The sequence below is a fragment of the Acerihabitans arboris genome (genome assembly GCF_010131535.1).
GTDB lineage: Bacteria > Pseudomonadota > Gammaproteobacteria > Enterobacterales > Enterobacteriaceae > Acerihabitans > Acerihabitans arboris.
In genome coordinates, this window is sequence record NZ_WUBS01000001.1 from 237,764 (window position 1) to 257,898 (window position 20,135).

General features: G+C 58.0%; 18 protein-coding genes. 5 read left to right on the forward strand and 13 right to left on the reverse strand.

Annotated features, from left to right (window positions below):
* Window positions 1-23 precede the first annotated feature (23 nt).
* A complete protein-coding gene (gene robA / locus GRH90_RS01015; protein ID WP_162364035.1) occupies window positions 24-893 on the forward strand; it encodes an MDR efflux pump AcrAB transcriptional activator RobA in 870 nt (289 codons plus the stop codon).
* On the opposite strand, the gene gpmB is transcribed toward robA, so the two are convergent.
* Complete coding sequence (gene gpmB, locus GRH90_RS01020) at window positions 890-1,537, reverse strand: 2,3-diphosphoglycerate-dependent phosphoglycerate mutase GpmB (RefSeq protein ID WP_162364036.1); 648 nt, start codon at window positions 1,535-1,537, stop codon at window positions 890-892. The two genes, robA and gpmB, sit on opposite strands and share 4 nt — an antisense overlap.
* A 50-nt stretch (window positions 1,538-1,587) precedes the next feature.
* On the opposite strand from gpmB, the gene yjjX reads away from it, so the two are divergent.
* The gene (gene yjjX, locus GRH90_RS01025) at window positions 1,588-2,118 is read left to right on the forward strand and encodes an inosine/xanthosine triphosphatase (RefSeq protein ID WP_162364037.1); all 531 of its coding nucleotides are present in this window, start codon (window positions 1,588-1,590) and stop codon (window positions 2,116-2,118) included.
* On the opposite strand, the gene trpR is transcribed toward yjjX, so the two are convergent.
* Entirely contained in the window at window positions 2,115-2,444 is a 330-nt protein-coding gene (gene trpR, locus GRH90_RS01030) for a trp operon repressor (protein ID WP_162364038.1), read from the reverse strand. The genes yjjX and trpR overlap by 4 nt on opposite strands.
* A 55-nt stretch (window positions 2,445-2,499) precedes the next feature.
* A complete protein-coding gene (gene sltY / locus GRH90_RS01035; protein WP_376766050.1) occupies window positions 2,500-4,434 on the reverse strand; it encodes a murein transglycosylase in 1,935 nt (644 codons plus the stop codon).
* A 596-nt stretch (window positions 4,435-5,030) separates the two neighbouring features.
* Between sltY and GRH90_RS01040 the strand changes: the two genes are divergently transcribed.
* Complete coding sequence (locus GRH90_RS01040; protein WP_162364039.1) at window positions 5,031-6,539, forward strand: putative glycosyltransferase family protein; 1,509 nt, start codon at window positions 5,031-5,033, stop codon at window positions 6,537-6,539.
* Window positions 6,540-6,671: 132 nt separating this feature from the next.
* On the forward strand, window positions 6,672-8,336 hold the full coding sequence (gene ettA / locus GRH90_RS01045) for an energy-dependent translational throttle protein EttA (protein WP_162364040.1): 1,665 nt from the start codon (window positions 6,672-6,674) through the stop codon (window positions 8,334-8,336).
* A gap of 333 nt (window positions 8,337-8,669) precedes the next feature.
* Here ettA and nadR read toward each other — a convergent pair whose 3' ends face one another.
* The 3 genes from nadR to serB are packed head-to-tail and all read right to left on the reverse strand — an operon-like array spanning window position 8,670 to window position 12,373.
* Window positions 8,670-9,899, reverse strand: a complete 1,230-nt coding sequence (nadR, locus tag GRH90_RS01050; RefSeq protein ID WP_162364041.1) for a multifunctional transcriptional regulator/nicotinamide-nucleotide adenylyltransferase/ribosylnicotinamide kinase NadR — start codon at window positions 9,897-9,899, stop codon at window positions 8,670-8,672.
* Between the two features lie 51 nt (window positions 9,900-9,950).
* Window positions 9,951-11,336, reverse strand: a complete 1,386-nt coding sequence (gene radA / locus GRH90_RS01055; RefSeq protein ID WP_162364042.1) for a DNA repair protein RadA — start codon at window positions 11,334-11,336, stop codon at window positions 9,951-9,953.
* Between the two features lie 59 nt (window positions 11,337-11,395).
* Entirely contained in the window at window positions 11,396-12,373 is a 978-nt protein-coding gene (gene serB / locus GRH90_RS01060) for a phosphoserine phosphatase (RefSeq protein WP_162364043.1), read from the reverse strand.
* 111 nt (window positions 12,374-12,484) lie between these two features.
* Between serB and GRH90_RS01065 the strand changes: the two genes are divergently transcribed.
* Window positions 12,485-13,180 carry a YtjB family periplasmic protein gene (locus GRH90_RS01065; protein ID WP_162364044.1) on the forward strand — a complete coding sequence of 232 codons (696 nt, stop codon included), beginning with the start codon at window positions 12,485-12,487 and terminating at the stop codon, window positions 13,178-13,180.
* Between the two features lie 117 nt (window positions 13,181-13,297).
* On the opposite strand, the gene deoD is transcribed toward GRH90_RS01065, so the two are convergent.
* From deoD to osmY, 7 genes are all read right to left on the reverse strand, one after another.
* Window positions 13,298-14,017 (reverse strand): purine-nucleoside phosphorylase, encoded by a 720-nt coding sequence (gene deoD, locus GRH90_RS01070; RefSeq protein ID WP_162364045.1) that lies wholly within the window; start codon window positions 14,015-14,017, stop codon window positions 13,298-13,300.
* A gap of 53 nt (window positions 14,018-14,070) precedes the next feature.
* Window positions 14,071-15,294 (reverse strand): phosphopentomutase, encoded by a 1,224-nt coding sequence (deoB, locus tag GRH90_RS01075; RefSeq protein ID WP_162364046.1) that lies wholly within the window; start codon window positions 15,292-15,294, stop codon window positions 14,071-14,073.
* A gap of 120 nt (window positions 15,295-15,414) precedes the next feature.
* Window positions 15,415-16,743 (reverse strand): thymidine phosphorylase, encoded by a 1,329-nt coding sequence (deoA, locus tag GRH90_RS01080; protein ID WP_162364047.1) that lies wholly within the window; start codon window positions 16,741-16,743, stop codon window positions 15,415-15,417.
* An 85-nt stretch (window positions 16,744-16,828) separates the two neighbouring features.
* A complete protein-coding gene (gene deoC, locus GRH90_RS01085) occupies window positions 16,829-17,608 on the reverse strand; it encodes a deoxyribose-phosphate aldolase (protein ID WP_162364048.1) in 780 nt (259 codons plus the stop codon).
* A gap of 301 nt (window positions 17,609-17,909) precedes the next feature.
* Complete coding sequence (locus GRH90_RS01090; protein WP_162364049.1) at window positions 17,910-18,698, reverse strand: TatD family hydrolase; 789 nt, start codon at window positions 18,696-18,698, stop codon at window positions 17,910-17,912.
* A 324-nt stretch (window positions 18,699-19,022) separates the two neighbouring features.
* Complete coding sequence (locus tag GRH90_RS01095; protein WP_162364050.1) at window positions 19,023-19,184, reverse strand: DUF1328 domain-containing protein; 162 nt, start codon at window positions 19,182-19,184, stop codon at window positions 19,023-19,025.
* Between the two features lie 189 nt (window positions 19,185-19,373).
* Window positions 19,374-19,970 carry a molecular chaperone OsmY gene (osmY, locus tag GRH90_RS01100; RefSeq protein WP_162364051.1) on the reverse strand — a complete coding sequence of 199 codons (597 nt, stop codon included), beginning with the start codon at window positions 19,968-19,970 and terminating at the stop codon, window positions 19,374-19,376.
* Window positions 19,971-20,135: the final 165 nt, after the last annotated feature.

Consider the following 20,135-nt stretch of genomic DNA (forward strand, 5'->3'; position numbering starts at 1 on the left):
TAAACGCTTCTTGAGGATGATCTATGGATCAAGCCGGTATAATTCGTGATCTGTTAAGCTGGCTGGAAGGACACCTGGACCAGCCGTTATCTTTGGACAATGTCGCCGCGAAAGCGGGTTATTCGAAATGGCATTTGCAACGCATGTTCAAAGAGGTGACAGGTCATGCCATCGGTGCGTATATCAGGGCCCGCAGATTGTCCAAAGCGGCCGTTGCATTGCGTCTCACCAGTCGGCCGATCCTGGATATTGCCCTGCAATATCGTTTCGATTCGCAACAAACCTTTACCCGGGCGTTTAAAAAACAGTTTGTCCAGACGCCGGCGTTATATCGGCGGGCGGAAGAGTGGGATTCCAACGGTATCCGTCCGCCGATCCGGTTGGAAAAATGGGATATGCCGCAGGCGAAATTTATTGTCCTGCCGCCGATGCAACTGGTCGGCCTGACGCAAAGCTATTCCTGTACCCTCGAGCAAATCACCTCCTTCCGTACTGAACTGCGCATCCAGTTCTGGCGCCAGTACCTGGGGGAGGCAAAAACCATTCCGCCGGTACTGTACGGCCTGAACCACTCGCGCCCCAACCAGGAAAAGGACGACGAGCAGGAGATCCTCTATACCACCGCCATCGAACCCCACGACGTGCCCGAGAATGTACAAAACGGCCAGCCGATCGCGCTGGAGGGAGGCGATTACGCGCAGTTTATCTATAACGGTCCGTCGGACGGCTTGCAGAGCTTTATATTATCGTTGTACGGCACCTGCTTGCCCACGATGAAGATGACCCGTCGCCGGGGACATGATATCGAGCGCTTCTACCCGCTGGAGAAAGCGCCCGACGCGCCGGTGCCGCATATCATCCGCTGCGAGTACCTGATACCGGTGCGGCGTTAACGCTGGATTTCATCCAGCGCCGGCATATCCAGGTGCGACGTATCGCCGGCGGTCTCCACCACCCAACCGGGCGCCAGCCAGGGACTTTGCTGAAAATCCATACGTGAAAGCGAGCAGTTGCGCAAGCGCAGCCGGCGTTCGGCGTAGGGCGGCAGGCCCAGTACGGTACTGATCAAGCAGCCCAGCGCCATACCGTGGCTGACCAGCAGCGGTATGCTGCCGGCTGGCAGTTCCCGGCAGCTGTCCAACGACGCGCGCATGCGCAGCGACAGTTCGGTCATTGATTCGCCCTTGGGGATCCGGCCGTCGGGCGTACCGTTGACCAACTGCGCGCGCCAGCTCTCTTCTTCCAGTGTCAGCGTGTCGATGTCGCGCATTTCCAGCACGCCCATGTCCAGCTCACGCAGCCTGGGGTCCGACAGGACATCGCAGCCGCAGGCCCGGGCGATAATATCGGCGGTGTGCCGCGTACGGCCGAGGTCGCTGCTGATGATATGGGTAATGCCCATATGTTTAACGCGTTCAGCTACCTGTTGGGCCTGGCGCTGGCCTTTGGCGGTTAATGCGCTGTCTGATTGTCCCTGGATGCGGCGCAAGGCATTCCATTCTGTTTCGCCATGGCGAACAAGATAGACCTGTAACATGGTTTTTTTCCGTTATACTGCGTGAAAATGACTGGAGTGATAAAAACATTATGTATTATGTGGTTGCTGCTACGACTAACCCGGCTAAAATCGATGCCATTCTCCAGGCCTTTAACGATACCTATGGGACGGACAGTTGCCGGGTTGAGGGCATAGACGTCGACAGCGGCGTGCCTTCGCAGCCCATGGGCAATGTCGAAACCCGCAGCGGCGCGCGTAATCGGGTTATGGCCGCACGTCAGGTATGTCCCGAGGCGGATTTCTGGGTCGGTGTCGAGGCGGGTATAGAAGATAATATGACCTTTGCCTGGATGGTGATTGAAAATACACATTTACGCGGGGAATCACGCTCCGCCAGCTTAATATTACCAGAAAGTATATTACAGGGAATCATTGAAGGGCGGGAATTAGGCCAGGAAATGGCGAGATTGACCGGAATAATGGATATTAAGCGCCGGGGCGGCGCCATCGGCGTGTTTACCGCCGGCAGGCTGACCCGCAGCAGTGTTTATTATCAGGCGCTGTTGTTGGCGCTGGTTCCTTTTAATAACGCCATCTACCAGACCGGCCGCGGCGGTTAATCCGGCAAAGTCCGCAGGTGCTGCTCCAGCCACTGTTTTAATTCCGGCGACGCGGCCTTCAGGCTGTTCGAGCCGCGGGTGATAGTCGCGATACCGGTGCCAAGGGAGTTCTTCAGCTCGCGCTGGCTCATCTCGCCGTCCAGCAGCGCGCGGATAATACGTATCCGCGTGCCGATCGCTTCCCGCTCGTCGGCGGTCAGCATCAGCTGCAGCAGCGGCACATGCAAACCATCGGTAAAGGCCTGTCCCAGGAGCGCGGCAAAATGCCGCCACTCCTGCTCGTGCCGTGGCGCATCGTCGGCAACGGAGGTGTGAATGTCATTCATAATAGTCCGCCATACCTGTTAACTAGTACAGCAGTCTATCCTATTTCCCGCCGATTCAGTAGCGCCGTTGCCACTCGGCGTCCGTCAGCACTTTCGCCGGCTGGCGCAGGAAATAACGGTAAAATACGTCATAAGCCAGGACATTTTTCACATAACCGCGGGTTTCCGAGAACGGGATGCTTTCAATAAAGGCCACCGCGTCAATACGGCCAGCGCTATTGCCAAGCCAGGTGGTCACCCGACCCGGGCCGGCATTATAAGCCACGCTCGACAATATGCGGTTGCGGCCGAACATCTGGTAAACATATTCCAGATAGGTGGTGCCCAGCTCGATATTGGTCCGTGGATCCAGCAGCTGGCTGGTATTCATATAGCTGCTTATATTAAACATCTCGGCAGTATGTTTGGCGGTAGCGGGCATGAGCTGCATCAGGCCGGCCGCGCCGACCGGCGACTGCGCCTTGGGGTTCCAGGCGCTTTCCTGGCGGGCTATCGCCATGGCGTAGCTCTGGCTTATTCCCTTATCATCGGTGGCGCGGCGGAATTCATTATGCCAGGCCAGGGGAAAACGCTCCTCCAGATGATCCCACAGCTTGCCGCTGATGGTCGCCTGCACGCTCAGATCGGGCCATTGCTGCTCAAAGGCGTAACGCGCCAACCCCTCCTGCTCCGGCCTGCTGAGGCTGGACACCAGCGAGCTCCATTCATTCCTGGCCAGGTTATCCATATTCCAGTACATCAGCTCGCGCACGCGGGCTATCTCCGGCCGCTTCGTCAGCGCGGGCGGCGGCGCGACCGCGCGCGCCACGTTGACCACATAATTGGCGCCCAGTTCCTGCGCCGCGACCATCGGATAAAAACCGCGGCCCTGCATGAGATCGCGCAGTATCTGCCCGCCTTCGCTTTTGCGGCCCTGGTTGATTAACACCGCCGCCTGCCAATAGCGCCACTCCTCTTTCTGGCGGGCGTCCTCAGGCAAACGATCCAGCCAGGCGGCAACCGCGCGCATATCCCCCTGCCCCAGCGACATGCGGATACGCCGTTCCAGCAACGAGGTGGAATGACCGCGTAAAATAACATTGTCGCGCCAGGCGGCCTGTTCCGGCGTGGCGTCGGTGCCCATCAGGCGCCAGGCGACGCTTTCCTCGAGATCGAGGCGGTCGCTGTCATCCATTTTCTGCAGCCGCACCAGGGTCGGCAGCATGGCGCGGGCATTTTCCACATCGTCACGGGCCAGGCGGGCAAAAGAGATAATGGTGGCCTGCCGGGTTAAATCCGTCGGCCCTACGCTGCGGGCAAATCCTTCAAGCGTCGCGGGATTATCCTGTAGCGCCGCCAGCGCGCTGCCCATGGTCTGATATTCAATCGGCAGTTGCTTGGACAGTACGTTCACCAGATTGGTGTTGCCCTCCTTCATGGCCAGGCGCATGCGCTCGAGGATCGCCAGCGGTCCGCGCTGGCCGGCCTGATCCCAGACGCCGAATAATTTATTGCAGCTCTCCGGCAGCGAATGTCCGTTAAGCCATATCTCCTTGGCGCCGTCCCAGGCCGCCTGCTGCTGTCCGGTGGCCCATTTGGCGTAATAAAAATTACAGCGCGCGGAGACCGGCTTCGGCGGCTGAGGACTGAACGCCAGCAGTCCCGGCCAGTCCTGGCGCTGGGCCAGCTCATTGACAAAGCGGGCCGACAGCGAGCGCGCCGGCGGCAGCGTCGGGTTGGCATCGGTGAAGGCTTTGATCTGCGCCGAGCTGGCCTGCGAAAGATCCTGCGATAACGCCCGGTATTCCAGATAAGGGTACAGCGGATAATCACGCAGGGTCGGCATCAGTTGCGACACCACGTCCATTTGGTTGCCGTCCCATGCCTGCTTAACCTGTTGATAGCGCTGGCGCTGTGCATCGATTGAATCAGCATGTGCCGGGCCGGTTACGGTTGCCAGGCCTATTACCGCGCCCACCAGGCCCGCGCCCGCGTAACGCCATCTGTCCACCTTGACCATATCCACTCTATCCTCAGCGTAATGTCTTTTTTGTTGCGCCCTTGATCGGGCTTATCCCAGCCGGTCGGTTCCGGTTGCTGTCACCATGCTAGCTAAGCGGCCCGGTCTATGCCAGCGGCAGTCGCGACAATCGTCATTATTTTCGCCGATATCTTTTTTTAAGGCGTTTTAGGCTCCTTAAACCGGGTGGCCAAACCCGCCGGCAGCGCGCTGGATCACATTTATGATTTTTAGCGGTATAAGGCCCCAGTTGCCCCTATCCACCCGCATGGCGTTGGGTTACGCTGCTCTGCTAAGCACGCAACCTGTAACCGCGCATATCCCGTAGGCATGCAGCCGATGGGCATGCGACCCGTGTCCTTTGCCTGTCTGCCCCCGGCTTAACCGAATTGCAGTAAAACGGCCGATGTCTGATACCAGCCTTTGCTTTAGGGTGATGGAAAGTGAAATTGAAAAATAACCTGTTACTTATCTTTTTGAGTTTCTTGGTTTTATGCATACTTGTGGTGACGTTGCAGGAAATTGGCGTTTGGGAAGGACATGATTGGGTCGCTCATTTCCAGAGAATGATTTCTTTAAATAATGAATTGGCAAATAATCAATTTCCACCCTTGTTTGATTATTGGTCGCCGGGGCAATTTGGCTATTCGTGGCAGCTGTTTTATCCACCGCTGACGTCGTTGTTGTTTTTAGCGGCTAAAGCGCTCACATTCAATACCGCCGATATTATCATCCAGATGAAAATGGTTTTTTTCCTCATTTTCGTCATCGCTTTTTTTTCGGCGTTTTACGCCGCCAAACGCCAGCATTCATCTTCCGCGGCGGGTTTTTTATGCGCGATATTACTGATCTCCTCCGGGTATTTCCTGACCAATATCTATATCCGGTTTGCCTTGGGCGAAAGCCTGGCAATGGCATTGATGCCGCTGTTTATCAGGGGCTGCGGCTCGCTTATCAGCGATCGCAAAGATATCTGGCTGCTGCCGTTTTCCGCATTAGGCGTGTTTTTATCGAATATACCCAGCGTGGTGGTGATTTCCATTTTTTTTATATTGTTCGCCGCGGTCAACTTCAAATTAATTACCATAAAACCTAATCTGGCTTTTTTTAGCATTTCGTTACTGTTCATCTTATCCATCAGCGCGTTTTATTGGGCGCCGTTGCTTTATCATATCCGCTTTTCAGATATTTTCGCCACCAGCGGCAAGCTGCTTAAGTATGACGACCTGTTGAAATTCAGCAGTGGCCTGACGGAGACCCTGCTGTCGCTGCCCTCCACCTATGGCGTATCCAATCCCGGCATGTTTTTGTCGGTCGGCGTCATTCAACTGCTGCTCGCCGTGGCTTACCTGAAATGGGGTAAATCCGCCGCGGCGAAGAAAATGATTATTATTTCACTATTATTTATTATTGCCACTACCCACCTGCTGCCCTGGAACAAAATCCCCGATAGCGTCCCGATACTAAAATTAATCCAGTTCCCATGGCGGCTGCTGTCTTGCGCCACCGCCATTATCGCCTTGCATGCCTCAGGTATGCTGGCGGCAATGCTGGCGCGAAAAAAAACGCTGGTCACGTTACTGGCCTGCCTGTGCATCGCCAGTATGTATCCCTCCTACCACAAGGCCATGAGCGTTCGTTATATGAATGTGGATACATCATCCCTCTACGATGATTACCTCAATAACAGCAACGTGCGTCCCGTGAACTTTGACCATCTGAAAATCAACGATTTTGCCTTCTTTGCCAATCCCCAGGCGCCCATTATCGGCACCGCCTATATCAACGGCTATCCCGAAATGGTTATCCGCTCCGCGGGAACGCAAACCGTTACCCTGCCTTATATCATGTACGCGGGTTATTACCTGCTGGTGGATGGCAATCGGGTGGCGGCCAGCCGCGTGGACAGCGGGCTGGTCGGCGTGACGCTTGACGGCGGCGAGCATACCGTCAGGCTGGCGTACCAGCGGTATATTGTTATTATCCCGGCGTTAATCAGCCTGTTGTCTCTATTGGTGACGGCGCTGTTTTTTACCCGCCGCCGCGATCGGATATCCGCCCTGTCGGCGCGCTATACCAACATCTCTCGGGGATAGCTGGGATCGCATGAGAAAACGGGCTAAACTGGACGGCTTATCCATTGCGACACTTGGCAACGCTGCCCCGTATATGCCCCCCGAGCATCGCGGGGCATGGCTAAAACCCGATAGAAAGAGGCTCTTAACAACGTGGCTCAATACGTCTATACCATGCATCGCGTCGGCAAAATCGTGCCGCCGAAACGCCATATCCTGAAAGATATTTCACTCAGCTTCTTCCCCGGCGCCAAGATCGGCGTGCTGGGCCTCAACGGCGCCGGTAAATCCACTCTGCTGCGCATCATGGCCGGCATCGATACGGAAATAGAAGGCGAGGCGCGGCCTCAGGCGGGTATCAAAATCGGTTACCTGTCGCAGGAGCCGCAGCTTGATCTGCAGCAAACCGTGCGCGAGGCCGTAGAGCAGGCGGTCGGCGAGGTGAAGCAGGCCCTGACCCGCCTGGACGCGGTTTATGCCGCTTATGCGGAACCGGATGCGGATTTCGATAAACTGGCGAAAGAACAGGGCGAGCTGGAGGCCATTATCCAGGCCCATGACGGGCATAACCTGGATAACCAGCTGGAGCGCGCCGCCGATGCGCTGCGCCTGCCGCCGTGGGACGCCAAGATAGCCACCCTGTCCGGCGGGGAACGCCGCCGCGTGGCCATTTGCCGCCTGCTGCTGGAAAAACCGGACATGCTGCTGCTCGATGAACCGACCAACCATCTGGATGCGGAATCGGTGGCCTGGCTGGAGCGTTTCCTGCTGGATTACGAAGGCACCGTGGTGGCCATCACCCATGACCGTTATTTTCTGGATAACGTCGCCGGCTGGATCCTGGAACTGGACCGTGGCGAAGGCATTCCCTGGGAAGGCAATTATTCGTCCTGGCTGGAGCAAAAAGACGCGCGTCTGGCGCAGGAGGCCTCTACGGAAACGGCACGGCGTAAATCCATTGAGAAAGAGCTGGAATGGGTGCGCCAGAATCCCAAGGGCCGGCAGTCCAAGGGCAAAGCCCGCCTGGCACGCTTTGAAGAGCTTAACAACGTGGAATACCAGAAGCGCAATGAAACCAGCGAGCTGTTTATTCCACCGGGACCGCGCCTGGGCGACAAGGTGCTGGAGGTGGAAAACCTCAGGAAATCCTATGGCGACCGGCTGCTGATAGACAACCTGTCCTTCTCGGTTCCCAAAGGGGCGATCGTCGGCATTATCGGCCCGAACGGCGCCGGTAAATCCACCCTGTTTCGCATTCTCTCGGGCAAGGAACAGCCCGACGGCGGCACGGTGACGCTGGGCGATACCGTACAACTGGCGTCGGTCGATCAGTTCCGCGACAGCATGGACAACGGTAAAACCGTTTGGGAAGAAGTGTCCGGCGGCCAGGATATTATGCGCATCGGCAACTTTGAAATGCCGAGCCGCGCCTATGTCGGCCGTTTTAACTTCAAGGGCGTCGACCAGGGTAAACGCGTCGGCGAACTGTCCGGCGGCGAGCGCGGCCGCCTGCATCTGGCCAAGCTGCTGCAGGTGGGCGGCAATATGCTGCTGCTCGATGAACCGACCAACGACCTGGACGTGGAAACCCTGCGCGCGCTGGAAAACGCCCTGCTGGAGTTCCCCGGCTGCGCCATGGTCATTTCCCATGACCGCTGGTTCCTCGACCGGATCGCCACCCACATCATCGATTACCAGGATGAGGGCAAGATCGAATTTTTCGAGGGGAACTTTACCGAATACGAAGAGTGGAAAAAACGCACGCTGGGCGCTGAAGCATTGCAGCCGCACCGGATTAAATATAAAAAAATGTCCTGATACCGCCAGCTATTATCGCCTGATATATCCAGAGTATCTGGCCTACCGCATCCTGGTGCAAATGGGTACGATGGGCAAGCGTGCCTGAGGGGCAAATGCGTAAAAACGCCGTAAATCCATCCCTGGGGCTTGGGCGCGCGTTCATGGATCACATTCCCGCGCGCCCCGCGGGTTTTGTTCCGATGTGCTCCCGGCGTATTGGTCCCTGGCGCGCTACGCTTTACTCTTCTTGCCCATCATACCCGCTTCACGCTTATGTATGGTTTGCGATAAGCCAAGGGCAGCTTACGCCGTCTTGTCAGCAACTCACGCCGTGCATGAAGGGCACTAGGCTTATCGTTGCCCCAGCAGATCGCGCACCAGATCGACGCATTGCAGGAAGCGCTGGTCATAATCGGGCACGTCGATACGCACGAAGGGAATATTGTTGGCGTTAAGCAAGTCCTCCAGCAGCCGCTGGAAACCGTCGCGATCCACCGGGTTGCCCAGGCTGCGCAAACCGTCCGCCACCCACGGCGTATTATTCTTCAATAAAATCACCAAATCAAAACGGTACTCATCGATCATTGCCTGCACAAAAGGATGCTCGCGGCCATGGTAGCGTTTGCAGAAGGCCTGGCTGGTGACAAAATCCGTATCGATAAACGCTACCTTATTGGCGTATTTCACCGCGAAGTCGATGTATTGCGCCTGGCCCAGGGCAATTTTGTCATAATCGGAATACTGCAGCGCCATCTCGTCACCGCCCAAATGGGAAAAGATATATTCGCGGCCGTATTCCCAGGCGCTGCTGGTATTAAAGATATTGGCCAGCTTATTGACCATGGTGGATTTGCCGCTGGACTCGCCGCCGATTAACGCTACGGTCCGCACAAAGAAGGGTTTCACCTCGGTCGGGATATATTCCCAATAGCGGAACGGATCCTGGCGGATTTGCTCGCCGCTGATGGCCATAAACGACCGGTTGGGGTCCACCAGTATGGTTTCGATACCCAAATGCTCGCGGTAACGCGACACGTCCCGCGCTTCACTTGAGTAGATAAACCCCGGATCGATCCCCTTCTCTTTCATAAAGGATTTGATGCCGTGGCTCCAGACATCCCAGCCGTGCGGATAAGGTTCCATCCCCTGCTCGTTAAAAGCGTGGATATGGATGTTTTTCTGGTATTTGAAGGTTTGCAGCAGCCAGCGCAACCGGTCGCTGACGGTAGGCTGTTGCGACATGGCGCTATCTTCAAATAATTTACGGTCGCGCGGCTCGTCGTAGCCGAGGATCACATGCAGCTCGTCCACCTGGCTGCAGGCGCGCTGGATCAGGTAGATATGGCCGGTGTGCAGGGGATAGAATTTGCCAAAAATAACGCCGGTTTTTTTTTCCCGGCGCGGAAACTCCAGGCCGAGAAAACGGTGGATGGCCTCCAGTTTCTGCGCGCTGGGGCTTTTGATTTTGGCGTTAAGCAACTGGCTAAGATAGCCTTTGGTCATGCCGCAAGCCTCGGCGACCTGCTGCAGGGTACATCCCTGTTGTTTAATCGCACTCTTCAGATAATCGAATGACGACATAAACCTCCCTCTGATGGCTTAGGCAAAAACGCGCATGGCAAACCGCGCCGGTCATTCGAGCTCGGCAAGGATATCCAGCGCGTCGGCCAGCTTTTTCACGCCAAAAATCTGCATATTGTCCTGCGCTTTTTTCGGCACGTTGGCATAGGGTACGATGGCGCGGCGGAAGCCATGCTTGGCAGCTTCAGAAATACGTTCCTGGCCGCTGGGCACCGGGCGGATTTCCCCGGCCAGCCCCACTTCGCCAAACACCACCAGATCCCTCGGCAACGGACGATCGCGCAGGCTGGACACCATCGCCAGCATCAGCGCCAGGTCGGCGCTGGTTTCGGTGACCTTGACGCCGCCGACCACGTTGACAAATACATCCTGATCGGCCATTTGCAGTCCCCCGTGGCGATGCAGCACCGCCAGCAGGATCGCCAGGCGGTTTTGCTCCAGGCCCACCGCCACCCGCCGGGGATTGGCCAGCATCGAATGATCGACCAGCGCCTGGATTTCCACCAGCAGGGGGCGGGTGCCTTCCCAGACCACCATCACGCTGCTGCCGGGGGTCATTTCCTCTCCCCGGCTCAGGAAAATGGCCGAGGGGTTGCTGACTTCCCTTAAACCCTGTTCGGTCATGGCGAACACGCCCAGCTCATTGACCGCACCAAAGCGGTTTTTATGGCTGCGCAGGGTGCGGAACCGGGAGTCCGCGTCGCCGTCGAGCATAATGGAACAGTCAATACAGTGTTCCAGCACCTTTGGCCCGGCCAGCGAACCGTCCTTGGTCACGTGGCCGACCATCAGGATCGCCACGCCCTGGGTTTTGGCGAACCGGGTCAGGTAGGCGGCGGTTTCACGCACCTGCGACACGCTGCCCGGCGAGGACTGGATATCCGCCATATGCATCACCTGGATGGAATCGATCACCATCAGGCGCGGTTTCTCTTCGGCGGCGATCAGGCAGATTTGCTCGATGCTGGTTTCCGACAGCATGTTCAGGCCGCCGGTGGGCAGCGCCAGCCGGTGCGCGCGCATGGCAACCTGTTGCAACGACTCTTCGCCGGTGACATACAGGGTTTTCATCTGTTCGGACAGTTTGCATAACGTTTGCAGCAGCAGGGTACTTTTGCCGGCGCCGGGGCTGCCGCCGATCAAAATGGCGCTGCCCGGCACCACCCCGCCGCCCAGCACCCGGTCGAACTCCTTAAAACCGGTGGAAAAGCGCGGCAGCTCCTCGGGGCTGATATCCGCCAGCCTGCGCACCCGGCTGACGCCGGCCTCGCCGGAAAAGCCGCTGAAACGGTCGTTACGCACGGCGGCGGGGGTAGACGCCACCCGCACCTCGGTAATGGTGTTCCAGGCCTGACAGGCGCTGCACTGCCCCTGCCAGCGCGGATATTCCGCCCCGCATTCATTACAGACAAATGCCCGTTTCGCCGCTTTAGCCACAATGACCTCGGAAATTAGAAACTTATGATCAACAGCCCTGCGAAAAACCTACCGGACGCCTAGCGTTCTTCATTTTTAAGATTGCCCGTCAGGATGCACAGCACCCCCAGCAGGTCCGCATGGCGAATGATAACCTTGCTCTGTTCATTCACCTTGGGCTTGGCATGATAGGCGATGCCCAGGCCCGCTGATTGTAGCATCAATAGGTCATTGGCACCGTCGCCGATAGCCACCGTCTGGTGCAGCGGGATCTCCAGCCGTTCCGCCAGCGTGGTTAGGGTGCGGGCTTTATACGCCGCGTCGACGATGGGGCCCACCACCTCGCCGGTGAGCCTGCCGTCGCGTATTCCCAGCTCGTTGGCGACCACCGCGTCCAGGCGGAACCTGTCGCGCAAATAGTCGGCAAAATAGGTAAAGCCGCCGGAAGCGATGGCAATATGCCAGCCCAGGCTTTGCAGCTTGGCCACCAGCCCAGTTAGTCCCGGCATCAGCGGTAAACCGTCCCGCACCTGGCGCAAGATATCGGCATCGGCATCTTTGAGGGTCGCCACCCGGTGGCGCAGGCTGGCGGCAAAATCCAGCTCGCCGCGCATGGCGCGCTCGGTAACGGCGGCGACTTCCTCGCCTACGCCCGCCAGTTTGGCGATTTCATCAATACACTCGATCTGGATTGCGGTAGAATCCATGTCCATGATCAGCAGCCCCGGCGCGCGCAGATGGGGCGTTTTGCCAAACGGCGCGACATCAAGCGCCATATCCTGCGCCAGCCGGGCCGCCAGCACGGTAAGCGGACCGGCCAGCCTGACCACCTGATAGTCTTCAACATGCCAGGCGGAGACGATGACCATCGCCGCGCCAAGGCGGCGCTGGAAGTGGGTGAGGGAAAATTTATCCAATGATTTGCCGTACAGCAGCCAACCGGTGTTGCCGGCCCGGTAATCCAACGGCATCACCTCATCGCCGCTCAATGACAACGGCAGACCCGGCCACTGGGAAATCCCGGCAGGCAGATCGCAGTACGTCAGGCTATTAGTCATCACTCACTCCTGTAGGCATGGATAGTCGGCATGATAAAACAACGCGCATCAAGCTATCCTATCGCCGGCGCTTCTGGCAACATAAAGCGTTCAGAATAGTAAAGGAATCACATGCTCCGGGCCAGAATCTCGTTTCGTTTACACCGCACCGCCATCGTGCTTATCTGCGTGACGCTGCTGGTCGTCCTGATGCAGGGCGCCTCCTGGTTTAGCCTCAGCCACCAGATGGCCCGCTCGGCGCAGGTGGACGAACTGGCCGAAACCTTGATTCGCCAATTGGCCCGCCAGGTGGCGCCGCTCATGGCCGACAGCGAAGAAAACACTGCCGCCCTCCAGTCGCTGCTCGATACGCTTACGCAGGGCAGCCGCATCCTGGATGCCAGCGTTTACGGCATGGACGGCGGCCTGATAGCCCGCGCGGGAGAAAACATCAGCGTTCGCGACCGGCTGGCTATCGAACACCAGCGCGCCGGCAGTTATTTTAACCATCAGCTGGTGCGTACCATTGTCGACAAAGACGGCCCCAGCGGTTTTATCCGCCTGACCCTGGATACCCATGTGCTGGAAACCGAAGCCAAGCAGGTGGATAACACCACCAACCTGCTGCGCCTGATGATCCTGCTGGCGCTGGCCATCGGCATCATCCTGGCCCGCACCCTGCTGCAAAACCGCCGCAGCCGCTGGCAGCAATCTCCCTACCTGCTTACCGCCAGCACGCCGCTGGCCGAACGCAAGGAAGAGAATGACGACGGGGATAACCCCGCCGCGACGGCACCCGGCGATACGGCGCGCGCCAAAACCGACTGACCGCCCGACCCGGGTGCGCCTTATCCTCTTGCCGGGCGTTTCCGATACGCCGGCAACGCCTTGGCGGCGTCACCGGCCGGGCGGCTCAAAAGCGGCGGCGCGCTCGCCCAGGCTAAGCTACGCCGCGTCGCCGCGCAGCACCGACTCTAGCGCAATATCAATCATTTCGTTAAAGGTGGTCTGGCGATCCGCCGCGCTTAAGGCCTCGCCGGTGCGGATATGATCGGAAACGGTGCAGATGGCCAGCGCCCTGGCGCCGAATTCCGCCGCGACGCCGTAGATGCCGGCGGCCTCCATTTCCACGCCCAGGATGCCGTACTTCTCCATGACATCGAACATCTGCGGATCCGGGGTATAAAACAAATCCGCCGAGAACAGATTGCCGACGCGCACGTTAACCCCCGCCGCATCGGCCGCGTCCACCGCATGGCGCAGCATGCCATAGTCGGCGATGGCCGCAAAATCATGATCCTTGAAACGCATGCGGTTTACCTTGGAATCCGTACAGGCGCCCATGCCGATCACTACGTCGCGCACATGCACGTCGGCGCTTAACCCGCCGCAGGAGCCGACCCGGATGATCTGCTTTACATCGAACTCGGTAATCAGTTCCTTGGTGTAAATCGAGCAGGAAGGGATGCCCATGCCATGGCCCATCACCGAGATGGCCCGGCCTTTATAGCTGCCGGTATACCCCAGCATGCCGCGCACATTGTTCACTTCGCGCGGCTGGGTGAGAAAAGTATCGGCAATGTGCTTGGCCCGCAGCGGATCGCCCGGCATCAGGACCACATCGGCAAAATCACCTCGTTCAGCATTGATATGCGGCGTCGCCATCTGGATTTTCCTTATTATGAAAAAATAATTATAAAAAATAACGCTGCCCCGGCTCACACTATGGCTTTGCCATAATCCATAGGTGACAGATCAAAATAGTTCGCCACGGTCTGGCCGATATCCGCGAAAGTCTCGCGGTGACCGTAGGAGCCCGGCCGGATGGCGGGACCGTAGATTAACACCGGGACATGCTCGCGGGTATGCTCGGTGCCCCGCCAGGTGGGATCGCAGCCATGATCGGCCGTCAGGATAATCATATCCTCGCCGGTAACGCGCGCCAGCAGGTCCGGCAGGCGCCGATCGAACAATTCCAGCGCCGCCGCGTAGCCGGCCACATCGCGGCGGTGGCCGTAGGACGAATCAAAATCGACAAAATTGGTAAATACAATGGTCTTGTCACCCGCCTGGTCCATTTCGCGCAGGGTGGCGTCAAACAGCGCGTCAAGGCCGGTGGCCTTGATTTTTTTGGTGATGCCGACCTGGGCGTAGATATCGGCAATCTTGCCCACCGACACCACCTGCCCCCCCTTCTCTTCCACCAGCTTTTGCAAAACCGTGGCGGAAGGCGGCTCGACCGCCAGATCGTGACGGTTGCCGGTGCGCTGGAAATTGCCGCTCTTATCGCCGATAAACGGCCGGGCTATTACCCGCCCGATATTATAGCCGCCGGCGGTCAGCATTTCGCGGGCGATCTCGCAGAGATCGAGCAGGCGCTGCAGGCCGAAGGTCTCCTCATGACAGGCGATCTGGAATACCGAATCGGCGGAGGTATAAAAAATCGGCTTGCCAGTGCGCATATGCTCTTCGCCCAGTTGATCCAGGATCACCGTGCCGGAGGAATGACAATTGCCCAGGTACCCCGGCAATCCGGCGTCCTTGACCAATTGATCCAGCAGTTCCTGCGGAAAACTGTTCTCTTTTTCCGGGAAATAGCCCCAGTCGAACATCACCGGCACTCCGGCAATTTCCCAGTGCCCCGAGGGGGTATCCTTACCCGAGGAGATTTCGCTGGCATAGGCGTACGCGCCGATGATTTCGGCGTTCCGGTCCAGCCCGGGCGGGAAATGTCCAGTGGATTCCTCGGCGGCCTTACCCAGCCCCATGCGCGACAGGTTAGGCAGCGTCAACGGACCGCTGCGCCCCTGGTCGGCTTCGCCGCGCTGGCACCGCTCGGCAATATGGCCGAGGGTATCGGAACCGGCATCATCAAATTTTTCCGCGTCCCCGGCGGCACCGATGCCGAAAGAGTCGAGTACCATGATAAAGGTACGTTTCATTGTCTTCTCCTGCTGATTGACCCGACCGCCGGATAATGTCCCGGATAGGTCGGGTCAGAAAAAATCATGCCTGTCACGGCAGACGGCAACGCCGCCCGCCGGGATCCGGGCACTGCACGGTCAGGCGACGGCCTCGATACGGCGGTAAATTACCGGCAAGGCCGCGGGCTGCTGCGCCGTTATGGTGATGGCCGCGCGCACCGTCTCCGCCGCCTGTATCCAGCCGGCCTCGCTGGCGGCGTGGATGTTCGCCAGCGGCTGTCCGGCCTGCACGGCGTCGCCCAGGCAAGCCATGCCGGTTAAGCCGACGCTGTAATCGATGACGTCGCTGACGCGCCGGCGTCCGCCCCCCATCGCCACCACCGCCATGCCCAATGCGCGGGTATCCATGGCGCTGATAAAACCGGACTGCGTGGCGAATACCGGTTTGCTCAGGGTGGCCGCCGGCAGATAATGCGCATAGCGGCTGATAAAATCGTTCGGACCGCCCTGGGCCGCAATCATGCGGCCAAACCGCTCCGCCGCCTCGCCGTTATCCAATACCTGTTGCAAGCGCGCCCGCGCCAGCGGGTCGGTGGGCGCCAGGCCCGACGACACCATCATCTCGCTGCACAGGGCCATGGTGACCTCATACAGCCTGGGATTGCGCTGTTCGCCGGTAAGAAACCGCACCGCCTCGCGCACTTCCAGGGCGTTGCCGGCGCTGGAGGCCAGCACCTGGTTCATATCGGTCAGCAGCGCCGTGGTCTTGCACCCCGCGCCGTTGGCGACGCCGACGATGGCCTGCGCCAGCGCCTCGGATTGCCGATAATCGGGCATAAACGCCCCTGAGCCGACTTTCACATCCATGACCAGCGCATCCAGTCCCTCGGCCAGCTTTTTGGCCAGGATCGACGCGGTAATCAGCGCAATGGAGTCCACCGTGGCGGTGATATCGCGGGTGGCGTAAAAACGCTTATCCGCCGGCGCCAGGGAGTTGGTCTGGCCGATAATCGCCACGCCGACATGCTTGATCATCGCGCGAAACGCCTGGTCGTCGGGAAAAATATTCAGGCCCGGAATCGACTCCAGCTTATCGAGCGTCCCGCCGGTATGGCCGAGCCCCCGGCCGGAGACCATCGGTACAAATCCCCCGCAGGCGGCAATCATCGGCCCGAGCATCAGCGAGGTGACATCGCCCACGCCGCCGGTCGAATGCTTATCCACCACCGGGCCGCCTAAATCGCTGTTCTTCCAGTTCAGCACATGGCCGGAATCACGCATCGCCAAGGTCAGCGCCACCCGTTCGCGGATATTCATATCATGGAAAAAAATCGTCATCGCCAGCGCGGCTATTTGCCCTTCGGAGACGGTATTATCGCGCACACCGTTAATGAAAAAACGGATCTCATCCTCATCCAGCGGCGCGCCGTCGCGTTTTTTACGTATGATTTCTTGTGCCAGGAACAAGGTAACCCCCTGCAAAGCAAAACACGGCTATCGCCCGAAGAAAGGGCATGAACGTTATACACTTATCCATTGATAAACCGGGGAATCAGTAGCCGTTATCCGTGACCTGCATATCCTGGCCCAATACCGTCAGCAGGCTGGTCAGCAAACTGGACGCGCCAAAGCGGAAATGGCGCGCGTCCGCCCAGCCGTGCCCCATCACCAGATCGGCCAGCGCCAGGTAAGCCGCCGCTTCCGCCGCGGTGCGCACGCCGCCGGCCGGTTTTACCCCCACCCGCTCGCCGACGCCTTTGTCATGAATCACCCTCAGCATGATTTCAACGCTTTCAAGCGTGGCGTTGACCGGCACCTTGCCGGTGGAGGTTTTAATAAAATCGGCGCCGGCGTCGATGGCGATTTCCGCGGCGCGGCGGATAAGCTCCGGCCGGCGCAGTTCGCCGGTTTCAAGGATCACCTTAAGCAGCACGCCGCTGTCGGCGCACAGCGCCTTGCAGCCGGCGACCAGGTCAAAACCCAGTTGCTCATTGCCGACAATCAGCGCCCGATAGGGTAAGACCACATCGACTTCATCGGCGCCGTAGGCGATAGCCGCGCGGGTTTCCGCCAACGCGATTGCGGTATCATCATTGCCATGGGGAAAATTGACGACCGTGGCGATACGAATGTCCGGCGTCCCCTGCTGCTGCAGCGCGCGTCGGGCCACGGGGACAAAGCGGGGGTAGATACAGACGGCGGCGGTGTTGCCGGACGGGCTCTTCGCCTGTCGGCACAGGCTGATGACCTTATCATCGGTATCGTCGTCATTCAGGGTGGTAAGATCCATCAGGCCCAACGCACGCTGAGCCGCAACGGTTAAATCATTCATAATACTCTCCAACTTTTCGGTTTGACGGGGTGGCAACCGAATCTGTAAAAGGGGCGTCATGGCAATGGCGATAACGCGCCGTAACGTTGGCGAGCGGACTTGGTTCCATGAAGAAAGACCCGTGACCAAAACAGTTTCCGGGCGTTAAAGATCCCTCTCACCGCATAAGCCTGTATCAAAGACGCAGGGTAAACGCATCCTGCCTTACGCGCTGGCTCTATTTTTTCACAAATGGCGATAATAAGCTGCTTAAGGATTGAGATTTATGCGTGCGATCCCGATTATCAGCATGAAAATTTTGCTATTGGCAGGTTAAACCAAATAAATCCAGGGTATTACGGTATATTATTTCGGCAATCTGTTCCGGCGGCTCCGGCCTGAGTTCGCACAGGGATGCAAAGGTCACGCCCAGGCGTTCGGGACGATTGGGCTGTCCCTGGAATCCGGCAAGCGGCATATCGGGCGCGTCGGTTTCCAGCAATAATCGGTTCAGAGGCAGCCTGGCCATGACCCGGCGTGTTTTATTGGCGCGCGCATAGGTGATAGTGCCCCCGACGCCGATATAATAACCCAGCTTGATAAAAGCCACCGCCTGCTCATAACTGCCGGCGAAGCCATGCACCACGCCGGTACGCGGCACCTGATGGCGCCGCAGGATTTGCGCCAGCAGGTCGTGGGTGCGCCGGGAATGCAGGATCACCGGCAGGTCATGGCGAACGGCTAATCCCAGTTGGGCAACCAATAGCGCTTTCTGGCGCTCCAGCAAAGGCTCGTCCATATAATTATCCAGGCCGATTTCCCCTACGGCCACCAGCCGCGCGGGCTGCTGCCGCAAATAATGCGCCAACAGCGCCAGCCCGGCATCGGTGTGACGGCTAATGGCGATGGGATGCATGCCCAGGGCGGCGTAAAGCGCCGGGTGCCGGTCGGCCAGCGACAGCACGGTGGCAAACCGCCCGGCCTCCACCGCCGGCACGATGATACGCCGCACCCCGGCTTCGGCCGCCAGGACAATACTGTCGGTTTCACAGCCGCTGAACGGCGGAAAATCAAAATGACAATGGGTATCGATAAAAACCGGTTTTACCATGCTGTTTTACCTGCGCGCCTGGAACACCCGGCGAGGGTCGGGCAAAGATAAATAGTAGCAGCGTTTGGGGGATGAACGAATAGAAGCCTGCCGTCATCGGGGCGGCATGGTTTCGAGCGATTGAAACAGGGGAATATCAAGAAGCGGAGAGGTCGTTGTTGCTTCCTGCAACCCGTGCGTGGTCGGGGATGGCCCCCGCCCATCATTGCCACATGCGGCGGCAAATGTTATTCCACCCGCCGCCGCGATGTCGTTACGGTTGACGCCTCTGCGAAAAATAACCGTTTCGGTTACCGTTTAACGGGCGTTTGCCCGCTGATAAGGCTACATACGGCGACGGCCGGTAAACAGGCTTATCAGGAACAGGATAATGCCGACTACGAAGACGATTTTAGCCGCCCACGCCGCCGTGCCCGCCAAACCACCAAACCCTAACGCTGCCGCAATCAAGGCAATGACCAGAAAAATAATGCCCCAACGAAACATAAGCTTCTCCTTACCCAAATGATGAAAATACAATTCTCGTGTTACCGGAAGAAGGGCCGTAATGCTCCCCGAACCGGCTTAATGCTGTTGGTTTTGCCGTGCGCGGTTGCGGAAACGAGTCGCCCGCGGGGGCAACTCATTGCCAAACTGACCGTTGGTTCGTACTTCAAAGTTGTTTCGTACTTAAAATTAGTACCTAAGATCGTTTTTAACACTTTTGACGCCGTCGACCGCTTTCGCGACGCTTTCCGCGCGGGAAGCTTCACGGGAGTTTTTGACGTTACCGCTCAGTTGGACGATACCGTCGGTGGTTTCCACCTTCACTTTACGTGATGGGACGATATCATCGGCGAGAAGCTTGGCTTTCACTTCGCTGGTAATCGCGGTGTCGCCGGCATAGGTTTTCACCGAAGCGTTGTTGGTTTCTTTAACGTGCAGCTTGTCGCTGACCGACGTTACGCCCTCAACCGACCTGGTGGCGGCAACGGCACGTTCTGCCTGGGTCTGGTTAGCAACAAAGCCGCTCAACGTAACCACGCCGTTGTTGGTAACCACGGAGATGTCGTTGCTGTTAATACCCTTGTCGCCGACCAATGCGCTTTTCACCTTGGCGGTAACCGCGCTGTCGCCCATATAGTTGGAGGCGGTTTTCATCGAATTATCGATTTTAGCGCCGGCGCTGTTCGGCTCTGTCTTGATGGTATCGTTGGCCATCGCGGTGGATGCCGCCAGGATGGAACCTAAAACCATAGCCGTGAGCGTTTTTGTCATCATGATCTTATTCATAGATGTATCCTTTTTAACTAGCCACCCGAATCAGGGTGTTATCGCCACAAGTGTGGCCGGTCTAACTGCCGTCCCGGTTCGATCGGGCCGACATCTAAAAAAGCAGAATTACCGCTCTCATTACCTGAAAAGCAGCGTATCATACTGATATAAACGGTTTTATTA

Excerpts from the sequence above, each read along its gene's own strand:
- robA (WP_162364035.1), top strand. The coding sequence starts at position 24 with ATGGATCAAGCCGGTATAATTCGTGATCTGTTAAGCTGGCTGGAAGGA.
- gpmB (WP_162364036.1), bottom strand. The coding sequence starts at position 1,537 with ATGTTACAGGTCTATCTTGTTCGCCATGGCGAAACAGAATGGAATGCC.
- yjjX (WP_162364037.1), top strand. The coding sequence starts at position 1,588 with ATGTATTATGTGGTTGCTGCTACGACTAACCCGGCTAAAATCGATGCC.
- trpR (WP_162364038.1), bottom strand. The coding sequence starts at position 2,444 with ATGAATGACATTCACACCTCCGTTGCCGACGATGCGCCACGGCACGAG.
- nadR (WP_162364041.1), bottom strand. The coding sequence starts at position 9,899 with ATGTCGTCATTCGATTATCTGAAGAGTGCGATTAAACAACAGGGATGT.
- serB (WP_162364043.1), bottom strand. The coding sequence starts at position 12,373 with ATGACTAATAGCCTGACGTACTGCGATCTGCCTGCCGGGATTTCCCAG.
- GRH90_RS01065 (WP_162364044.1), top strand. The coding sequence starts at position 12,485 with ATGCTCCGGGCCAGAATCTCGTTTCGTTTACACCGCACCGCCATCGTG.
- deoD (WP_162364045.1), bottom strand. The coding sequence starts at position 14,017 with ATGGCGACGCCGCATATCAATGCTGAACGAGGTGATTTTGCCGATGTG.
- deoB (WP_162364046.1), bottom strand. The coding sequence starts at position 15,294 with ATGAAACGTACCTTTATCATGGTACTCGACTCTTTCGGCATCGGTGCC.
- deoC (WP_162364048.1), bottom strand. The coding sequence starts at position 17,608 with ATGAATGATTTAACCGTTGCGGCTCAGCGTGCGTTGGGCCTGATGGAT.
- GRH90_RS01090 (WP_162364049.1), bottom strand. The coding sequence starts at position 18,698 with ATGGTAAAACCGGTTTTTATCGATACCCATTGTCATTTTGATTTTCCG.
- GRH90_RS01095 (WP_162364050.1), bottom strand. The coding sequence starts at position 19,184 with ATGTTTCGTTGGGGCATTATTTTTCTGGTCATTGCCTTGATTGCGGCA.
- osmY (WP_162364051.1), bottom strand. The coding sequence starts at position 19,970 with ATGAATAAGATCATGATGACAAAAACGCTCACGGCTATGGTTTTAGGT.